This is a genomic window from Flavisolibacter ginsengisoli DSM 18119 (assembly GCF_900129295.1).
In the GTDB taxonomy this organism is placed as follows: domain Bacteria; phylum Bacteroidota; class Bacteroidia; order Chitinophagales; family Chitinophagaceae; genus Flavisolibacter; species Flavisolibacter ginsengisoli.
This window is the reverse complement of sequence record NZ_FQUU01000013.1, coordinates 124,960-144,039: the sequence shown is the minus strand read 5'-3', so window position 1 is coordinate 144,039 and position 19,080 is coordinate 124,960. Positions and strand designations below refer to the sequence as shown.

19 protein-coding genes, 1 tRNA gene and 1 riboswitch are annotated in these 19,080 nt (G+C 37.4%); of the genes, 10 read left to right on the top strand and 10 right to left on the bottom strand.

Features of this window, described 5'->3' with window-relative positions:
- Window positions 1-62 precede the first annotated feature (62 nt).
- Window positions 63-136 (bottom strand) — tRNA-Ala (locus BUA53_RS15105).
- A gap of 85 nt (window positions 137-221) precedes the next feature.
- Here BUA53_RS15105 and BUA53_RS15100 point away from each other — a divergent pair.
- Complete coding sequence (locus BUA53_RS15100) at window positions 222-1,088, top strand: SDR family oxidoreductase (protein WP_072836233.1); 867 nt, start codon at window positions 222-224, stop codon at window positions 1,086-1,088.
- A 73-nt stretch (window positions 1,089-1,161) separates the two neighbouring features.
- Window positions 1,162-1,259, top strand: a riboswitch (TPP riboswitch).
- Between the two features lie 87 nt (window positions 1,260-1,346).
- Window positions 1,347-2,231, top strand: a complete 885-nt coding sequence (locus BUA53_RS15095; protein ID WP_072836214.1) for a trypsin-like peptidase domain-containing protein — start codon at window positions 1,347-1,349, stop codon at window positions 2,229-2,231.
- Window positions 2,232-2,240: 9 nt separating this feature from the next.
- Here the strand turns inward: BUA53_RS15095 and BUA53_RS15090 are convergent, their stop codons facing one another.
- From BUA53_RS15090 to BUA53_RS15075, 4 genes are all read right to left on the bottom strand, one after another.
- A complete protein-coding gene (locus BUA53_RS15090; RefSeq protein ID WP_072836213.1) occupies window positions 2,241-3,125 on the bottom strand; it encodes an SMP-30/gluconolactonase/LRE family protein in 885 nt (294 codons plus the stop codon).
- 1 nt (window position 3,126) lies between these two features.
- The gene (gene ligD, locus BUA53_RS15085) at window positions 3,127-5,922 is read right to left on the bottom strand and encodes a DNA ligase D (RefSeq protein WP_072836212.1); all 2,796 of its coding nucleotides are present in this window, start codon (window positions 5,920-5,922) and stop codon (window positions 3,127-3,129) included.
- Window positions 5,923-6,101: 179 nt separating this feature from the next.
- The gene (gene ku, locus BUA53_RS15080; RefSeq protein ID WP_072836211.1) at window positions 6,102-6,881 is read right to left on the bottom strand and encodes a non-homologous end joining protein Ku; all 780 of its coding nucleotides are present in this window, start codon (window positions 6,879-6,881) and stop codon (window positions 6,102-6,104) included.
- A 15-nt stretch (window positions 6,882-6,896) separates the two neighbouring features.
- The gene (locus tag BUA53_RS15075) at window positions 6,897-7,385 is read right to left on the bottom strand and encodes a hypothetical protein (protein ID WP_139256462.1); all 489 of its coding nucleotides are present in this window, start codon (window positions 7,383-7,385) and stop codon (window positions 6,897-6,899) included.
- Window positions 7,386-7,593: 208 nt separating this feature from the next.
- Between BUA53_RS15075 and BUA53_RS15070 the strand changes: the two genes are divergently transcribed.
- The 3 genes from BUA53_RS15070 (at window position 7,594) to BUA53_RS15060 (ending at window position 9,900) form a co-directional block, all read left to right on the top strand.
- Window positions 7,594-8,160 carry a YciE/YciF ferroxidase family protein gene (locus BUA53_RS15070; RefSeq protein WP_072836209.1) on the top strand — a complete coding sequence of 189 codons (567 nt, stop codon included), beginning with the start codon at window positions 7,594-7,596 and terminating at the stop codon, window positions 8,158-8,160.
- A gap of 94 nt (window positions 8,161-8,254) precedes the next feature.
- Entirely contained in the window at window positions 8,255-8,800 is a 546-nt protein-coding gene (locus BUA53_RS15065; RefSeq protein ID WP_084080120.1) for a low affinity iron permease family protein, read from the top strand.
- A 2-nt stretch (window positions 8,801-8,802) separates the two neighbouring features.
- A complete protein-coding gene (locus tag BUA53_RS15060) occupies window positions 8,803-9,900 on the top strand; it encodes a DNA topoisomerase IB (RefSeq protein ID WP_072836208.1) in 1,098 nt (365 codons plus the stop codon).
- Between the two features lie 46 nt (window positions 9,901-9,946).
- Here BUA53_RS15060 and BUA53_RS21575 read toward each other — a convergent pair whose 3' ends face one another.
- Window positions 9,947-10,408 (bottom strand): DUF6496 domain-containing protein, encoded by a 462-nt coding sequence (locus BUA53_RS21575; RefSeq protein WP_245793165.1) that lies wholly within the window; start codon window positions 10,406-10,408, stop codon window positions 9,947-9,949.
- Between the two features lie 220 nt (window positions 10,409-10,628).
- Between BUA53_RS21575 and BUA53_RS15050 the strand changes: the two genes are divergently transcribed.
- The 3 genes from BUA53_RS15050 (at window position 10,629) to BUA53_RS15040 (ending at window position 11,966) form a co-directional block, all read left to right on the top strand.
- Window positions 10,629-11,093: a ferritin-like domain-containing protein gene (locus BUA53_RS15050; RefSeq protein ID WP_072836207.1), complete on the top strand. Its 465-nt coding sequence runs from the start codon at window positions 10,629-10,631 to the stop codon at window positions 11,091-11,093.
- 154 nt (window positions 11,094-11,247) lie between these two features.
- Window positions 11,248-11,628: a hypothetical protein gene (locus BUA53_RS15045; protein ID WP_084080119.1), complete on the top strand. Its 381-nt coding sequence runs from the start codon at window positions 11,248-11,250 to the stop codon at window positions 11,626-11,628.
- 2 nt (window positions 11,629-11,630) lie between these two features.
- Window positions 11,631-11,966: a four-helix bundle copper-binding protein gene (locus tag BUA53_RS15040; protein ID WP_072836206.1), complete on the top strand. Its 336-nt coding sequence runs from the start codon at window positions 11,631-11,633 to the stop codon at window positions 11,964-11,966.
- A 152-nt stretch (window positions 11,967-12,118) separates the two neighbouring features.
- Here BUA53_RS15040 and BUA53_RS21060 read toward each other — a convergent pair whose 3' ends face one another.
- Window positions 12,119-12,265, bottom strand: coding sequence for a lmo0937 family membrane protein (locus BUA53_RS21060; protein ID WP_139256461.1), 147 nt, complete (start codon window positions 12,263-12,265; stop codon window positions 12,119-12,121).
- A gap of 227 nt (window positions 12,266-12,492) precedes the next feature.
- Here BUA53_RS21060 and BUA53_RS15030 point away from each other — a divergent pair, with 227 nt between their 5' ends.
- Window positions 12,493-13,398, top strand: coding sequence for a YihY/virulence factor BrkB family protein (locus tag BUA53_RS15030; protein WP_245793163.1), 906 nt, complete (start codon window positions 12,493-12,495; stop codon window positions 13,396-13,398).
- Window positions 13,399-13,479: 81 nt separating this feature from the next.
- The gene (locus BUA53_RS15025; RefSeq protein WP_072836203.1) at window positions 13,480-13,767 is read left to right on the top strand and encodes a PLD nuclease N-terminal domain-containing protein; all 288 of its coding nucleotides are present in this window, start codon (window positions 13,480-13,482) and stop codon (window positions 13,765-13,767) included.
- A gap of 93 nt (window positions 13,768-13,860) precedes the next feature.
- Here BUA53_RS15025 and BUA53_RS15020 read toward each other — a convergent pair whose 3' ends face one another.
- The 3 genes from BUA53_RS15020 to rpoN form a co-directional block, all read right to left on the bottom strand.
- The gene (locus BUA53_RS15020) at window positions 13,861-15,303 is read right to left on the bottom strand and encodes a hybrid sensor histidine kinase/response regulator (protein ID WP_072836202.1); all 1,443 of its coding nucleotides are present in this window, start codon (window positions 15,301-15,303) and stop codon (window positions 13,861-13,863) included.
- A gap of 288 nt (window positions 15,304-15,591) precedes the next feature.
- On the bottom strand, window positions 15,592-17,076 hold the full coding sequence (locus tag BUA53_RS15015; RefSeq protein WP_072836201.1) for a sigma-54-dependent transcriptional regulator: 1,485 nt from the start codon (window positions 17,074-17,076) through the stop codon (window positions 15,592-15,594).
- Window positions 17,077-17,118: 42 nt separating this feature from the next.
- The gene (gene rpoN, locus BUA53_RS15010) at window positions 17,119-18,534 is read right to left on the bottom strand and encodes an RNA polymerase factor sigma-54 (protein ID WP_072836200.1); all 1,416 of its coding nucleotides are present in this window, start codon (window positions 18,532-18,534) and stop codon (window positions 17,119-17,121) included.
- Window positions 18,535-19,080 lie beyond the last annotated feature (546 nt).

The following is a 19,080-nucleotide window of genomic DNA, read 5'->3' as shown; positions in this document are numbered from 1 at the left end:
AACTATAGATAATATAGAAGTAAAACATAAATAGAAAGCCACCCGAAGGCGGCTTTAAAGCGTGGAGAATATCGGAGTCGAACCGACGACCTCTTGCATGCCATGCAAGCGCTCTAGCCAGCTGAGCTAATTCCCCTTTGAGGGTTGCAAAAATAGGGTTTCAATTGATATTCTTAAAGATTGATGGTATAATAATTTATATATTTTTTCAAAAGCGGATCATGCAGAAAGGAAAAGAACCACGCAAGCAAAGACCCAGGCAAAGCCAAGGTATGCCAGGATTACAAGCAAAAATGAATCCTCAACCCAAATCATTAAAACCACAACCTAATCAAAAGCTGGGCGGCAAAGTAGCTATTGTAACAGGCGGTGATAGTGGCATTGGCAGAGCTGTTGCACTTTTATTTGCTCAACAAGGTGCTGACGTCAGTATTTCCTATTTGCCCGAAGAGGAAAAGGATGCTATTGAAGTTCAAAGGTTAATAGAGGAAGAATTCAAACAAAGATGTTTATTACTGGCTGGAGATATAAGAAAACCCCGTTTCTGTGAAAAGATTATTACCGCAACGATAAAAGAATTTGGAAAGCTAGATATTCTTATCAATAATGCAGCAACCCAGACAGAGCAGAAATCCTTAATTGATATAGCTGACGAACAATTGTATGAAACATTTGAAACCAATATATTTTCCATGTTTCGCATTACCCGCGCTGCATTGCCCTATTTAAAAAAAGGCTCGAGCATCATCAATACTACATCAGTTACAGCTTATAGGGGTAGCAGTGAACTCATAGATTATTCAGCAACCAAAGGGGCAATATTAACATTCACCCGAAGCCTGGCTCAAAACCTGGCCAAAAAAGGAATACGTGTGAATAGTGTGGCGCCTGGACCAATTTGGACACCACTTATATCCGGGAGTTTTAAAGGGAAAAAAGTTGCCGAGTTTGGAAGCGATGTTCCATTAGGCCGAGCTGGGGAACCTGCTGAAGTTGCTCCCTGTTACCTTTTTCTGGCTAGTGAAGAGGCATCTTATATGACCGGACAGGTTTTACATCCTAATGGTGGTGAAATTGTAAATGGATGATCAGGAATTAATGCAAATAAATACTCTTTAAAAGGCATTCAGGCATACTTTTAGTGATTTACTTATTAAGTTCTTTTCTCTCATGGGGTGGTTAATCTAATTAATCTGAGAACATACCCATTGAACCTGATCCGGGTAATTCCGGCGAAGGAAGAGAGATAAAAGGTTCTGGCTTTATAGTCGGAGCCTTTTTCTTTTATATCACAAGCATTCTTATCTGTTTTTACAACCTATCTTTCAATACTCAAAATATCCCTGATGTTCAAAACTGCTATAGAAAAAGTAGGACAGTTTACAAGGCCTATTCACTTCATCTCAAATGTTTACGGAGAACAAATTGTGAGGCCTGGTGCAGCGACTCTTTTTTTTGTTAATGCTGATGGTGTAGCCATCACATGTAAACATGTTACTTCTCTCATAAAACAATCGGCAGAGATTACCCGGCAATATGAAAACTTTCAAAAAGAAAAAGCCATATTGCAAAAATCCGGCTCTTATAATAAAAAGATAAAAGAATTGAAAGCAAAATATGGATATGATAAGCCTAATAATGCTTGCCAACTTTTATATCAAATGGTTGACTGTGTAGACTTGAAGACCATAGATGTTTTTGAACATCCTTTGTATGATCTGGCTATTTTGAAAATGAAAGATTTCACAAAAACGTATTATACCAGCCATGCTACTTTTGCCAAAGAAAGTAACGAACTACAACCTGGCGTATTCTTATGTCGTCTTGGATTTCCCTTTCCAGAATTCACCAATTTTATTTTTAATGAGCAGACTGAAACAATAGGCTGGAATAATGAAAATATCAGAATGGTTCGGTTTCCAATAGAAGGAATGGTAACCCGACATTTTGGAGACAGGAATGGAAATATATTTGGAGTGGAAATGAGTACCCCGGGTTTAAAGGGGCAAAGTGGAGGCCCCCTTTTCAATTCAGATGGACTAATCTATGGTATGCAAAGTATGACGAACCATTTGCATCTTGGTTTTGATATGAATAACCAGGAGATGTATTCTGAAGGAAGAAAAATAAAGATTACAAATCAACCATTACTTCATGTAGGCAATTGTGTTCATGTTGATATCATTAAGCAATTTTTAAGGGAACATAATGTAGTTTTTTTTGAAGCTTAATAATTTAAATTATTTCAAAAAGCCTTTAATCAACAATACATATTCCCTGGCAGTAATGAGTAAATCTTTCATATATCCACCACCCCAACATAGGTTGGATGGGATAGCAGGCAGTTCTACAATTGCAGATCGCTGGCCATCTTTATCAAGAATAATTAATCCATCTTTATTGCATAAATAAATATTACCATTCCGGTCGCATTCTATCCCATCACTATTTTCTTCTGCTAATATCTTTTCAAAAAGATTATTAGATGTATCATATATGGATATAAACTTTTCAAATGGTTTATTGGAGCATATAAATAAATGTTTTTGATCATGAGTCAGGCATACGCCATTAGGGTATTGGTATTTGTCACACACCAATTGTATATTTCCATTATTCCAACAATATACACCAGCAAAAGATTGAAACTTTGAAGGGTTTAATTTCCCATCTTTTAAGCCATAAGGTGGATCACTGAAATATAAACGTTGATCATTATGAAAAACCAAATCATTAGGACTATTAAAAGGCTTATTTTCAAATGAAGTGATAAATGGACTTATTTGATGTCCATCATACCTGGCAATTGCATGGCCACCATGCTGACAAATAAGCAATTTTCCGCTGTTATCATATGCAAGCCCGTTGGAACCCGCTTGCCCTGGTTTCAAATCGGGATCTTCTGGATTACCGGTCCCGGCATCTTGCAAGAAAACCTCCTTATCACCTTGTGGGAGTATTTTATAAATAACATTTGCGGTTGTATCACTAAAGAGGTAATAACCTTCCTTGTTCCAGACAGGTCCTTCAGTAAACAAACAATCATTTGTAAGGATCTCAATTTTGAATTCTTCATTTATAAATTCCAGGCTATTCTTATTATAGAGGGTAAGAGCTTTATTCATTTCATTTCATCAAGGAAGCTAATTTACTTAATACCTTGTCAAGGTCTATACCTTTTCCCAACACAGGTTTAAACAGATCACCTTCAATTTTTAACCTGTCCCAAATATTCCTTGCATTATATGTTGTAGGTGTTAACCCTTTTTTTACTTCACTCCAGTCGAGTGGCGTTGATACCGGCACTCCAGGCTTAGGCCTTAAAGAATAAGGAGCTGCTGCGGTCTGAGTCTGCCTGTTTTGCAGATAATCCAAATAAATCAATCCCTTTCTTTTGGCAGGGCTGCGCTCTATGCTGGTTATATCTGGCATTTCCTGGTGCACCATATTAACTACCAATTCTGCCAACTGCTTTGACTGATCATAATTATACTTTGCGCCTAAAGGAATATAAATATGAATACCTGAAGAACCCGAGGTCTTTACATTACTTTTAGCACCGATAGCATCTAATATTTTACGAACAACCTGTGCTACATTTATGACCTGGTCAAAACTATTAGTCTTATCAGGGTCAAGGTCTATAAGACACCAATCGGGATTTTCCCAACTTTGCGATCTTGAATGCCATGGATGCATTTCTATACAACCCAGGTTAGCCATATAGATTAATGTTGCCTCATTCGAGCAAACCAGGTATTCAACAGTTGCGTTTGTTGATTCACTGAAATCATCATGTGTTTGCATCCAATCCGGCACTTTTCCCTTTACATCCTTTTGGAAAAAATTAGGTCCGTAAATACCATTCGGGTGGCGATTTAAAGACTGGGGTCTATCTACCATATAGGGCATTATAAAAGGTTCCATCCTGAGGTAGTAATTGACCATATCTCCTTTTGAAAACTTCTCCTTTTTCCAATATTGTTTGTCGAGGTTCGTAAGTTTTAATTCGTGACCATTTATCGTTATTAATTGGTCGGTACCTGCATCTATATCTACCTGTATATTATTGGGACGAAAACTTACCGGGCTTTTTTTTTGAGCCTTCTTTGATGTAGCCTTTGCACCTGCTTTTTTGGTATTCGTCTTTGAAGCATCCTTTTTAGGAGCAGATTTCTTTGAACTTGATAGTTGCGCCATATTTTTAGGTTTTTCGAATATTACATCTTTTGCCTTTTTGTCATCACGCAATCCCATAAAAATAGGATGACGAGCCATGCGATCTTTAGTCCACTCAGAAAACTTAATCTCACAGACCAATTTGGGCTTTACCCATGTAGGGGGCATATTTGTTTTTGGCTTTTTGTCAAAGGGCGACTGGTCAACAATTAATGGCTGCAATTTTTTATGAACTGCTTCAAGACTTTTTCCATTAAAACCACTGCCTGTATGACCAACATATACAAGTTCTTTACCGTCATATACTCCTAACAATAAAGATCCAAAGAACTTCCTTGTATTCCTGGGCTGGGTAAATCCTGCAATTACAACCTCTTGTCTTTGATTAACTTTTATCTTTACCCAATCATCGCTTCGCGTGGCAATTTTGTAAGTGCTGTTAGCTTTCTTAGCCATAATACCTTCAAGCCCTTGCTTTAAAGCTATTTTGAAAAAATCTTCTCCTTTTGTTTCTACGTGATCACTGTATTTTATTATTGGGTCATTTTCAGGTAATAACTCCTTTAAAATTCTTTTGCGCTCAACAAGGGGCAGTTGAGTAACATCATACCCGTCGAGCCAAATAATGTCGAAAATAAAATACTGCAATTGGGCAGGAGTATTTTGCCAGTTTTGCAATAATTGGAATTCAGGAGCACCCTTTTCATTAACAGCAACAATTTCTCCATCAAAGACTGCTTTAACCTGAAGCTTACTTAAAGCATCTGAAACAGGTGCATATTTATCAGTAAATGACTGCAACCTACGTGATGCCAATTCAACTGAAGATCCATTACAATAAGCAACTGCTCTATATCCATCCCATTTGATCTCAAAAATCCACTTATCATCATTAAATGGTTCTGTAATCAATGTAGCAAGCATTGGAACAACATCAACAGGCATAGGTGCTTTTACAGCCTTATCTTTATTGTCACCTAGTACCTGAAGAACTTTAAGGACTTTTTTTTTACCATGTATAGGTGAGGTACGAGCTACTTTTGTTGGACGACTATTTGTAGCAGGTTTCTTTGTCGGAGTTGCTTTCTTCTCTTCCAATAAACTAACCTTCTTTCTTGTTGCTTTTTTAACCAATGCTTCAGGGTGATTTGGTACTGTCCCATTTTCTTCAGCAATCTCTGCTATAGTCTTTCCAGATAAAACGGAAGTATTTTGCTCCGTAATATCCTTTTCGTTAGCATATTCATCTTTCTTTTTAACCAGGATCCAAGATCTTTCCCCTCTTGACTTCATTAAAAACAAAGCATATTCACCATTTAGTTTTTCACCATGTAATACAAACTTTAAATTGCCGGAATGTAATTGATGCAACAACATCTTTTCCTTTTCCTTGCGGCTTAAACCTTCGCTGTTAATTGGTTCGTATGTACCTTCATCCCAGACGATCACAGTCCCACCTCCATAGTTGCCTTCTGGTATAATGCCCTCAAAGTTTCTGTAATCAAAAGGATGATCCTCTACTGCCATAGCAAGACGTTTATCCGCTGGATTTAAAGAAGGCCCTTTGGGTACTGCCCAACTTTTTAAAACGCCTTCCATTTCCAGTCTGAAATCATAATGCACATGCGAAGCATCATGTTTTTGTACTACAAAACGCAAAGACCCCTTAGAAGACTTTTCTTTTCCTTTGGGCTCAGAGGTCTTATCAAAATGACGCTTTTTATTATAAAGGGATAAGCTCATATTGATATACCAGGCAAAAAACTTATGCCACTAAAACAATGAATAGATTGAGAAGTAATATTCCGGAATACTCATTCTCTTCACCTTCAACTATTGAAAATATTGATACTATAATTAACTTAGGTATGGGCACAAAAAAGAGCCCATGTTAATGGGCTCTGGATATATATTGAGCACTATTAAGCTGTTTTCTTTTTTGTTTCCAGGCTTTGTTTTAATACTTCCATCAGATCTTTGACAGTTGCAGAAGCTTTCTTTGGTTCCGCTATATGTATTGCCTTTCCAGCCGCTTTTGCCTTTATCACCTTCTTCAATTCATTAACATAAGTGTCTTTAAAGGCTTCGGGTTTGAATTTTTCGGTAAGCTGATCAATAAGTTTAACTGCCAGATCCAATTCCTTGGAAGTAATCTTATTGGATTTAGTTGCTTCCACCTCGGGAACTTCCCTGATTTCCTCATGATATCTCATCTGGTTCAACAATAAAACCCCATCCCGAACTTTTAAAGCACAAATATGTTGTCGATTACGTAACATAAATTCAGCTAACCCAACGGTTTTGGTTTCTTCCAGGGCTTTAATTAATAAATTATATGACTTAGAAGCGCCTTTATCAGGAGTCAGGTAATACGGCTTCTCGTAATAAATAGGATCTATTTCCTCCTCTTTCACAAACTGAACAATATCTATTGTCTTTGATTTTTCCGGGCTGGCACTGGCAAAGTCTTCATCTGTAACCACTACATATTTCCCTTTTGCATATTGATAGCCCTTTACTATATCCTTCCACGGCACTTCTTTATCTGTTTTGGTATCTATCCGGGCATAACGAATAGGCGCCAGATCCTTTTTAGAGAGCATATCAAAATCCAACTCATTTCCTGCTTCTATGGCACTACCCAATTTTACAGGAATGTTCACTAACCCAAATGATATAGCTCCTGACCAGATTGATCTCATATCTTATATTTTAAATTAAGATGCAGGGAAATAGGTATCAGGCCTGTAATGGCTATTATTAAACCACGCACTTACAGTATGAACAGCATTTTGCCACCATGATAAACGCCCTGCTGTTTTAGGTTCATAGTATTCAGCTTTCATAATCTTAACCTTCACCAGCACCATATCATTCATAGCTAAATGCTTCACTTCCTCAGGAACTTCAATTAAATTCACTTCTTCAGGATCGGTTACAACCCACCCTTTTCCCATAACCTGCAAAAAATTATTATTACCTTTTTTGAAAAAATCAAGGCGTACGGGGAATTCAGGTTCAAATTGACTTAAACATTGTTTTGGTTTCTGAACGAAGAACCAGACAAAACCATAATCATCTACTTTAAGGGTACTTACCAGGGAGGTAGGCAATTTGAGAACTGAATCACTCAAATTAAAGAAGATAGCGCTTCCTATTTCCTGGATTTTTTCCTGCAGAAAGTTTAACTGTTGATTGGTAGCCATAAATAATTTTTTGATGTTGATAGAAAGGCTCATTAGTATAACTCCAAATTAGATACCATAAAAAACCTGTATAGATGACTATGAAACAATCAATCCATGTGTAAAAAACTCTACAGATCACTACCATGGTAGCGCATTACAGGAATTGTCGTTGGCACTATATTTTAATATGCTACCTAACATTTATTAATCATAAATCATTTCAATTATGCCAAGAAATACAAAATCGCCTGTTGCAGGGAAGACAGCTAGTAAGTCTTCTTCAAAATCTGAAGAGACAATGTTGAAAGAACTATTTGTTGATGAATTAAAGGATATTTATTGGGCGGAAAAGCATCTGACAAAAGCGTTACCTAAAATGAAAAAGGCATGTACTTCTGAAGAACTGGCCAATGCTTTTGATGAACACCTTGCGGTGACACAACAGCAGATAGGAAGACTGGAAGAAGTTTTTGAAATACTTGATATGGCTGCCCGCGCAAAGAAATGCGAGGCAATGGAGGGTTTGGTTAAAGAAGCTGAAGGCCTTATGGAGGAATTACCAAAAGGGTCTATGGTTCGCGATGCAGGGCTTATTATAGCAGCACAGAAAGTAGAACATTATGAAATTGCCGCTTATGGTAGCCTGGTGCAATTAGCTAAAACCATGGGTGAAAACGAAATAGCCGATCTGTTGCAGGAAACCCTGGACGAGGAAAAGGAAGCAGACCAGCTGCTTACAGAACTTGCCATAAGTGGTATAAACATAGGTGCAGAAGGGGAAACAGAAGACTAATAGCTGCCCAGGTTTATAACCAATATACAGCTTCAATAAAAAAAGCCAGGCCATTTGGCCTGGCTTTTTCATTAATTATATATAAACGATCAATATGGCAAATCCTAATAATTTAGAACATAATATAGAAGATGAAATAAGGTCAGAACAAATAAAGAAGGGGAAAAAAGGATTTAAAGCCAGGTTTGAAAAAATTGCAGCAGCTGTAACAAAAGTTACAGGTTCTTCCTCGGCGTTCTTAGTTGCTGTAGCAATAATATTAATTTGGGCATTCACAGGTCCCATATTTCATTATTCCGATACCTGGCAACTGGTGATCAACACAGGTACCACGATAATCACCTTTCTGATGGTTTTCATCATACAACAATCACAGAATAAAGATTCGCTGGCCATCCAGTTGAAATTAAATGAACTTATAGCCAGTGACGAGAGAGCAAGTAACAGGTTGATTGTGGTGGAAGACCTCACGCAGGATGAATTAGAACTCCTAAAAAAATTCTATATCAGGCTTTCAGACCTGGCAAAAACGGAAAATGACCTGCATAGTTCACATTCTGTAGATGAAGCAAGTGATTTACATCAGTATAAACGAAACTCTCACCAGGCACGGATAGAGTTAATGAAAAAGAAATCTTAACTATGGAACAGGTTATAGAATTATCTCACAAAGAATTCCTTAAGATAGACAAGGATTATAGCAAAGCGGCTGAGGTTGCTGAGCTACTTTATGTATCTGACAAGGACAATGGCATCATTAGAAATAAAAAAGGTTCTGGCTTTACTTATATCTATAATAACAAACCTGTTGAAGATAAGAAAGTCCTTGAAAGGATAAAAAAACTTGCAATCCCTCCTGCATGGACCAGTGTATGGATTTGTTATAAAGAAAACGGACATATACAGGCAACAGGATTTGATGCACGTGGACGTAAACAATACCGTTATCACCAGCTATGGTCCCTGTTACGTAACGAAACGAAGTTTCACAGGCTCTATGAATTTGGAAAGGTGCTTCTTACTATGAGGTTGAAAATGGAAGAACATCTTAAAGTAAAAGAACTCACTGAAGAAAAAATAATAGCAACAATTTTGAGCCTGATGGAAAGAACCTATATCAGGATTGGGAATGATGATTATGAGAAATTATATGGTTCTTATGGATTGACCACGCTTAAGGACAAACACGTAAAAATTACAGGTGATACCATACACTTTTGCTTTAAAGGGAAAAAAGGCATTGAGCATACTTTAAACCTAAGAAACAGGAAATTGGCAAGAATGGTACAAAAATGCAGGGATATTCCCGGAAAGGAATTATTTCAATACTATGATACACAAGGCAATCGACATCCCATTGATTCGGGTATGGTAAACCGATACATTAAAGAAAATTCTGGTGGAGATTTCAGCGCTAAGGATTTTCGGACATGGGCAGGAACATTACATATTCTTAGGGCATTTAAATCAATTGGCCAGGCTGCTACAGATGCTGATCGCAAAAAAAACATTGTAGCTGCCCTTGATACCGTTAGCAAAAAACTTGGAAATACCAGAACAGTATGCAAGAAATATTATGTTCATCCTGGCATTATAAAACTTTATGAAGAGAAGAACCTTGATAAATATCTTGAGGAATTAGATAATATAGAAAAGCCAGATGACCTTGCTGGTTATGCATCTGATGAAAGAATACTTATGAAGATTCTTGAAGAATTGGTGAAAAATAAAAGTAAATAGGCAGGTTTTTATCAAAAGATCTACCTGCCCTGATATTCTTAAGGATTTATTTACGATTGCCAGCACTTTTACTTCCCGCTTTTGATCTGGCTGACTTCTTTGCTCCTCCGGAACTTCTTGAAGAAGTTCTGCCACTCGAAGACGACTTCTTCGATGTACCTCTTTTAGAAGATGAACTTCCAGACCTTTTAGAACTTGCTCCAGATGAACTTTTCTTTGAGGCTGTCTTTTTTGAAGCAGTCCTGGAACCTGATTTTGAACTTGCTTTTTTAGATGCACCAGCGGAACTTCTCGATGAAGATTTAGATGATGCTTTTTTAGGTGCTGCTTTCTTTGAAGCTGTCTTTCTTGATGAGCTTTTGGAAGAGCCTTTACTCCTGGAGGAGGAAGATTTTTTCGGTACTTTCTCACCCTTCTCCCTGGCTTCAGACAACCCAATTGCAATTGCCTGCTTACGAGAAGTCACTTTCTTTCCACTTCGCCCGCTTTTTAATTTTCCCTGATGCATTTCATGCATGGTCTTTTCAACTTTTTTACCAGCTCCTTTTGAATACTTAGCCATATAATTATGATTTAATGGTTTGAAGCAATAACATAAATTTTATACCCGTGTTTGAATATATCAGGGGATGGACACTTTATCCATAGATTCATAGCATACGGCATAGCTTATTTAGTATTTTATCAGGTATGGTTTTTTCATATTTTCTTTCAATAAAATCAGAATTATGGAAAATGAAAAAGTAATAGGAATACTAAACGACCTTGTTAGAATTAACCAGGATCGTGTTGTAGGATATGAAAAAGCAATTGATGAATTGAAAGATGGAGATGCTGATTTACGTACTTTATTCCAGCGGTATATTACTGAAAGCCGTCAATATGGCCAGGAATTAAAACAAGAAGTAAGCAGACTGGGAGGTGAACCTGTAGATGGAACAACCAATTCAGGAAAGATTTACCGGGTATGGATGGATTTAAAAGCTACCGTTACAGGTCATGACCGGGAAACGGTATTGAACAATTGTGAGTTCGGTGAAGATGCAGCACAAAAAGCATATGATACAGCTTTAAACTCCGATGTGGATTTTGAACCCTCAATTAGAGATCTCGTAGTTCGTCAAAAAGCTTCCCTCAAGGTTGGCCATGACGAGGTAAAGAGGTTAAGAGATATGCATAAAGCTTCGAAGTAATAAATGCCGAGGTGAAATCTTAATACCCAGGCGAAAGCCTGGGCGTTAAGATATTAAAGCGAAAATGGCGATTTGTAATCCCAACCGCTCTCTTGATATGGGGAATTTACTACTCATGGACACTTAAATATTAGTTGTTCAGCTTAAAAAGAACTTGGCAAACATTTGGTTCTATAATGGAAATATCATTACCATGATCATGAATGAGAATAACAGTATGCCTTATATGAAGAGCCTGGCTAACTGTTTAACCCATATGGTCAATGATGGTTACACAGAAGATTTTACCATTACTGAAGAAGGACTGAGGTCAATACAGCACCTGAATAGTTATTTGCCTGAAGAAATCCAGGTCGTCAATTTCTACCGTTTCGAGGGAGAATCTGATCCGGATGATAATGCAATTCTCTACATAATAGAAACTATAGATGGTACCAAAGGGACTCTTGTTGATTCATATGGCACTTACAATGACTCAAGGATCTCAAATTTCATGAAGAATGTTGAAACCATTAAGAAAACAGTAAAGAATTAATAATGATCACCGTTACAAGCCATCAAACGCAGGCATGTTTTGAAGCCTGGATCAATTGCGAAAACCTGTTGGTTAACCTTGCTGAGGTAAAAAATACTTTTTCCAGGAAATTCTCGAAAATCATTGATGAATGTGCAATGATTTGCATGGGAACCTTCCATGCTATCAAAAGCTATTCCCCTAACATAAGCAACCTTGCATTGCTTTGTGTAGGTATTTGTGAAGAATGTGCTGAATTATGCGAAGAACAAGAAGAAGAACGATTTAGAGAATGTGCACGTATCTGTCGGGATTGTTCCCAAAAAATAAGTGAGTTAGCATATTCATCCAATTCTTAACTAATATTGGAATCGTATTTAGTTAGAGCCTGCCGGCTCTTTTTTTTGTCCCTAAGTCAGTGTTCAACATGAGCAAAAAAATGGCTACAGTGGAGACTGTAGCCTTGCTGATAGAATGGACCGTGTATATGAGAAAGATTAAATCCTCTAATTTAAGCCCGCCTGATGATTGCCAGTAAAAGGGCAATAACTGCAATAACAATAAGAATATGTATTAATCCTCCTGCATGCCATGCAAAAACACCTAATAACCAACCTATGATTAAAATCACCGCAATAATGTAAAGTATACTTCTCATCGTTAAAAATTTCAATGTTATAATTACGAGGCTCACTACATACTTAGAAAATATTTTGCCAGTTAATTTTTTCTTGTTTATGAAGGTTTTATTGTAGAATACATATTCTGCCACCTGTATTCTGTGTACAATAATCCACATCACTGCTCAGCCTGATTTTTTATTCATTTATTCTGGTTTATCTTTCAATAAATAAGGGAAGAGCAACGATGAAAAGGCTAGGAAAAATGTTTCAGTTGATAGGGCAGGCTGCATTATCATTTTCAGATGATCATGGATTTAAGCTCAGTGCCTCCTTAAGTTATTATACCATATTTGCATTGGGTCCCTTATTGATCATTATTATTTCCCTGGCAGGAATTTTCTTTGGAAAGGAGGCGGTACAAGGAGAAATATATCACGAAATCAATGGCATTGTAGGTAACGATGCCGCCGTTCAGATCCAGGATATTATAAAGAATATTCAACACACGCATGCTACTGTGACTGGTGCCATTATAGGTGGTATTGTACTGATATTAGGTGCAACAGGAGTATTTACCGAAATGCAGGGATCTATTAATTTCATCTGGTCAGTAAAAGCTAATCCCAAAAAAAGTTGGTTAAAATATATAATTAACCGGCTTATCTCCTTCTCACTTGTTTTGGTACTTAGTTTCCTTTTATTAGTGTCATTAATAATCAATGCGTTGTTATCTGTGTTAAGTGACAGGTTGATAAAGCTTTTCCCCGACTATACCGTTTCCCTATTCAATTTCATAAATACAGCTATCATATTGGTAGTGATCACAGGACTTTTTACTGTCATTTTCAAGATATTACCTGATGCCATAATATCCTGGACAGATGCCCTTATCGGGTCGGCATTAACTGCTTTATTATTTCTACTGGGGAAGGTCATAATAGGGTTCTACCTTGGTCGGTCTAACCTGGGCATAACATATGGAACTGCAGCATCAATTATAATTATTCTGACCTGGGTTTATTACTCTTCCATGATATTATATTTTGGAGCAGAGTTTACTAAAGTGTATGCATTGAATGCTGGTGAAGGAATACGACCTAAACAAACGGCTGTTTTTATCATTAAGCAGGAAGCCAAAGAGATACCTCAAAGCCGGATTCAGCTATAGAATTTATACTCAGCCAATTGATGGTAATTCAAATGGCACAAATTTTTTGCCTTCCCTGGAAGTATTGAAAATAGTGGGTGTATGAAAAATTTAAAGAAGCCTAACCTGGTCCTGGGATTATTCAGTTTTTTGCTGCTATTCATTGGCATTACTTTAAGAGCAAATGGATTTAAAGCAGGAGATTACGTACTTGGACTAACTTTTCTTTGCGGCCTCATACATTGGATTTGGGCTATCCTGGATGTCTTTAAAAACTACCGGGTCAACTCAGGATCTGAGAATAGAATCTTATGGATAATCCTGGTAGTCATAGTTCCACCTTTTGGAGGCATTTGCTATTATACCATGAGCAAGACAGTCAGAATGTAATCCAATACTTCCATCTGCTCTCTTGTTGTTAGCATTAAAACGCAAGAAAGCTTTATAATGGCATTTAACTAATGAAGTTTGAATTGCAAATACTTAAACAGCGGGAAAGGATATAGTGAAGGTTGTACCCTGTCCTACTGTCGATGTAACGTCCACATTGGCTTTATGCGATTGCAAAATATTCAATGTGGCCGCCAGCCCCAATCCCATTCCATTTCTTTTAGAAGTAAAATACGGCTCAAACAGCCTTGATATATTTTCTTCAGGTATACCGCAACCATTGTCCTTAATGGTAACTACATGAAAATCTTTCATCCTGTCTATACCAATAGTGAGTTCTCCTGTAATACTGGGCACAGCTTCCACAGCATTTATAATGATATTGAGAAACGCAATCTTCAACTTTTCTTTATTTGCCATTATATCACAGGGTTCATTGGCGTACTTTATCTGCATGTTCACATGTTGAAGCGTGATCCTGTCAAGAGCCTCAGCTATACTATCATCCATAATAGCCTGGAGCGAACAGGTTTCAAATACAAGATCAGTGGGCCTGGATGTATCCAATAACTCAGTTATGATATCACCAATACGTTTACTGTTTCTTTGAACAATATCCAGAAATAACTGAGACTCATCGCCACCTTCATTTGTCTGCAGCAATTGTTCCACAGACATATTTATATTATTAAGAGGGTTTCTGACCTCATGAGCCAGCGTTCTTACCAACCTTCCTGTAGCTCCCAGCTTTTCAATTAACAGATTAGCTTTCTCCGCACGTTTTAAGTTTGTAATATCATGCAATAAACCCTGGTAATAAGCCCCCGATTCATCTATGGTTGCCGTTGCTGTTAAGATGCATGTTTTCTTATCACCTGCATTGTTTTGTACCTCCACCTCCAGGTCGCTTACCTCGCCTTCTTCGTACATGATCTTTTCCAGTAAGCTCTTGTCTGTACTATCTGATATTAAATCATAAACTGTCCTTTCCTGGAGCTCCTTCTTTTCATAACCAAGTAAAACATTTGTCGCCCTGTTCATATCCACAAATCGAAGGTTTTTATCTGCTATGAATACTGCATCCTTGGACAATTCAAATATGCTACGATACTTCTTTTCATTAGCACGCAAAGCTTTAAGATAAGCCATGCGTTCAAGTGAATATCGTATGCACCTTTCCAGTTTGTCGGTAGTAAGTTCCGTTTTGATCAGGTAATCTGTAGCTCCCATCTGCATAGCCTCAATATCTACATCCTTATTACCTTTTCCGGTTAATAATATTATAGGCTCTTCAACATCAAGCCGAACCGCTTCCTTTAGAAAATCGAGACCCGTGCGGGCCCCTAACCGATAGTCTACAAAGAAAATATTGTATTTACGTTCTTTTAAAAGCTGCAGGGCTTCATTAAACTTATAGCACCAATCAATTTGTAATTGATACTCCTGTATCTGCTTCAGGTATTCGGAGGTAATGAAAAAGTCATCTTCATCATCATCAATAATAAGAATCTTCACAGGAGTTTTAAATAAAGACATGTTTTACTTTTTTCCCAATTACATAATATAACAATCATTAAATCACCTATATTTTCCTATTTAGTAAAATCTTATTTCAGTAGTGATAGGTTATATAAGTTCCGGGGACAAGATACTATACGTGCCAATAGATTTTCTTTGACATGTATAGACATCACATCCCCGGCTTATCTGCTTCATTATAAATTATTCTTCCCAGGTTTTACTAAGCAGACATTATTATACACTTTATAATAATTATGCAATAAATGATACATTCAAACCTGGAAAAATCAACAGGACCCGGAGTTATTGGTTATTAAACTCCTGGTATTGCTTCATTTTATTATAAAGCGTTTTCCTATCAATATTTAATAATTTGGCAGCCTTGCTCTTATTAAAGTTTACCTTCTTTAAAGCTTTTAAAATCATTTCATATTCAGCATCAATACTTGCACCCTTCAAAGTGGTTTCAGAAACGTTTCTCGGTGTATCAGCTATTTCATTTATGGTTGTTGGAATTGAATTGGTAGCAGCAGGCTCTGGCTGCTTATCAAATTGCAGTTTATTAAAATGAGATATTTCGAAAGGCAGTGAACTTGCTTCTATCTCTTCTCCATCACTGAGTAAGGTAGCCCTTTTGATCACATTCCTCAATTCGCGCAGGTTGCCATACCATACATAGGTTCTGAATATATTCTCCACCTCATTGCTGAATCTTTTGATGTTCTTACCCAATTCCTGGTTTGTCTGGTGCAGAAAATGGTTGGCAAAAAGCATAACATCATCCGGACGCTGACGCAGTGGTGGAATATCAATGCTGAATTCGTTAAAGCGGTGGTAAAGGTCTTCCCTGAATTTTCCCTTACGAACGGCATCCCAAAGTCGTTCATTACTGGCTATGATGATACGTACATCCAGTTCAATATCTTTTACACCACCAACCCTGCGCATCTTTCTCTCCTGGACAACCCTCAATAAGGAAACCTGGATATCATAAGAAAGATTTGCTACTTCATCCAAAAAGATGGTTCCCGTATTAGCCAATTCAAAACTTCCTACTTTCTGATTCAAGGCACCGGTAAAAGATCCTTTCTCATGGCCAAACAATTCACTACCTGCCAGCTCTTTGGACAGTGCACCGCAATCGATGGCTACAAAGGGTTTTGATTTGCGTTTGCTACGCTTATGTATTTCCTGGGCCACCGCTTCTTTTCCACTTCCGCTTTCTCCATGAATAATTACGGTATAATTTGTAGGTGCTACCAGGTCAATTTGTTGTAATATCTGTCTGAAAACGGGTGTATCTCCAAATATATAATCTCCCGATACTGTAATATTGGGCGTCTTCTCCTTTGCAACTACGGGCCTTTCCACTTTCTCGTCATTGCCGGAAGAAACAGGCGCCGCCTGCGTTCTTTCTTCTTCTAGTGAAGCTGATTCCAGGGCCTTTTTTATAGTAACCAGGATCTCATCAGGAAATAATGGCTTTGTTATATAATCATATGCACCCATTTTCATTACTTCTACAGCAATTTTAATATCACTGTATCCTGTAATTATAATTACAGGCAAATGCGGATACCGTTCTTTTATTTTTCCCAGCAAAACATTCCCTTCCATATCTTCCAGGCGGAAATCGCACATAACAAGTGAGGGCTCAACTGTTTCTAATAATTCCAGGGACTTTTTACCGTTGTAAGCTTCTAGTACTTCATATCCATGACGTGTAAGAAATCGTTTCAACAAAAGACACATGTCTCTATCGTCATCAATAATTAAAATGGTCTGCATTTGAGATCTTTATTTATTTGGTTCGAAATTAAAGTAACGAAATTATGCCCATAAACCACGAACATGAGACACTGGTATCTGCAATTGTTCCCTGTATTTGGCCACTGTTCTCCTGGCAACAGAAAAACCTTTTTGAGAAAGGATCTTCACTAACTGCTGATCAGTATATGGATTGTGCTTATCTTCTCCATCTATCACTTCTTCAATAGCCGATTGAATCACTTTGTTGCTGATAACCTGCCCTTTCTGATTGGCAATGCCTTCAGTGAACAAATCTTTAAGCAATAATAAACCAAATGGTGATTCAGCGTATTTATTACATGTTATCCGGGACACCGTCGAAATATCAACACCTACCATTTCTGCAATATTCTTCAAGATCATTGGTTTTAACTGGTTGATATCCCCTGTCATGAAATAATCATATTGCAATTCTACAATAGCTTTCATGATCTTCATCATTGTTCCTTCTCTTTGCTGCACTGCGTGTATAAACCATTGCGCTGATTGCAATTTATTTTTAATATACTGTACAGCCGATTTATCAGTAGTAACCTTGGCGTTATTCTCAGCCATTTCCTTCCAGGAAGAGTTGATATTCAAACTCTCAGATCTCTGACGGAACAATTGCACTTCTATTGTATCGCCTGTACGTGTAATAATAAAATCAGGAACTATGTTTTGATTAATTCCTTCCTGCAATTCACAGACCGGCTTCATCTTTAAGGTAGCTATCAGTTTTAATACGATCTTAAGCTCTTCTTCATCTATCTGCAGGTGTGCTTTTATCTTATCCATGTTCCGGTTGTGAAGGTCATTGAAATGTTCCTCCAATAACTTAACCGCTGTCCGCACATCAGGCCTTTTCGTGTTTAGCCTGTAGAGTTGGATCAATAAGCATTCTTTAATACAACGTGCTCCTATGCCCACTGGTTCCAATTGCTGCACCTTTAGCAAAATCGTCTCTATCTCTTCAGCCTCCACCCACCGGTTATACTTAAACGAAATATCTTCTGCCAAATCCTCAAGCTTTTGTTCCATCAGCCCGCATTCATTGAGTGAATCTATTATGAACTCTGCCAGTTCTATTTCTTTGGGATCATCGGTGGTAAGTTTATATTGTTCTTTTACTGAAATGCGGTAATCAAAGCTATTGGTAATAGGTCGCTCGGGCAGTTTGTCGTTGTGTAAGGTGCAGCCATACTCAACTTTATAATCGGGTATGTCATCATATCCATATTCCTCCCAATCCTGGTAGTCCTGAACTGAATCTTTATTGAATTTATCTACAACAGGTTCAAACTCATTCTTCTGATCTTCCAATAATGGATTGTCCTCTATTTCTTGTTGAATTCTTTGTTCTAATTCCAGCGTATTCAGGTGGAAAAAGTTTAATAACTGTATCTGTTGGGGTAAAATCTTTAATTTCTGCTTCTGGCCTAAGTGCTGATTGATCATGGTGCTTATTTTGGCTTATACTCTATAAGACAAGTCTAACACCAAAATTCCCATTGTAAAAAAAGAGTTAAATAGCATTGATAATCAAACGTTTAAGCAGTAAGGGCATGTGATTGAAGGAGTAATTAATTAATGATATTATCAATATTTTACTTAAAAGTGGGGCGTTAATTCCCCATACTGACTCTTATTTATTTTATTTTAAAGCAGGCTCTGCATAAAAAAACGCAATCCAAAGGATTGCGCTTATATGGTTAAGGGTGAACTCCGTTTATAATAGATCTGCTTCCCTGGGGCGCGATCTGTAATCAAAAAATGTAGGTATCGGGTACCGTTCACATTTAGGTGATGATGAAGGATCAGAAATCTTTCTTTCCACTATGGGTTGTCTTCCTAAAGGCATAGTAGGTTTTCCAGCATTAACTGGTTGTATAGTTGATGTATTTCTGAAATTCATATTGCTTTGCATGATTGATTATCTTCTACTCTTTTTTATATTAAAAAATGTACCATAATATTTTACCTCTTTAATTTACCCTATTGAGA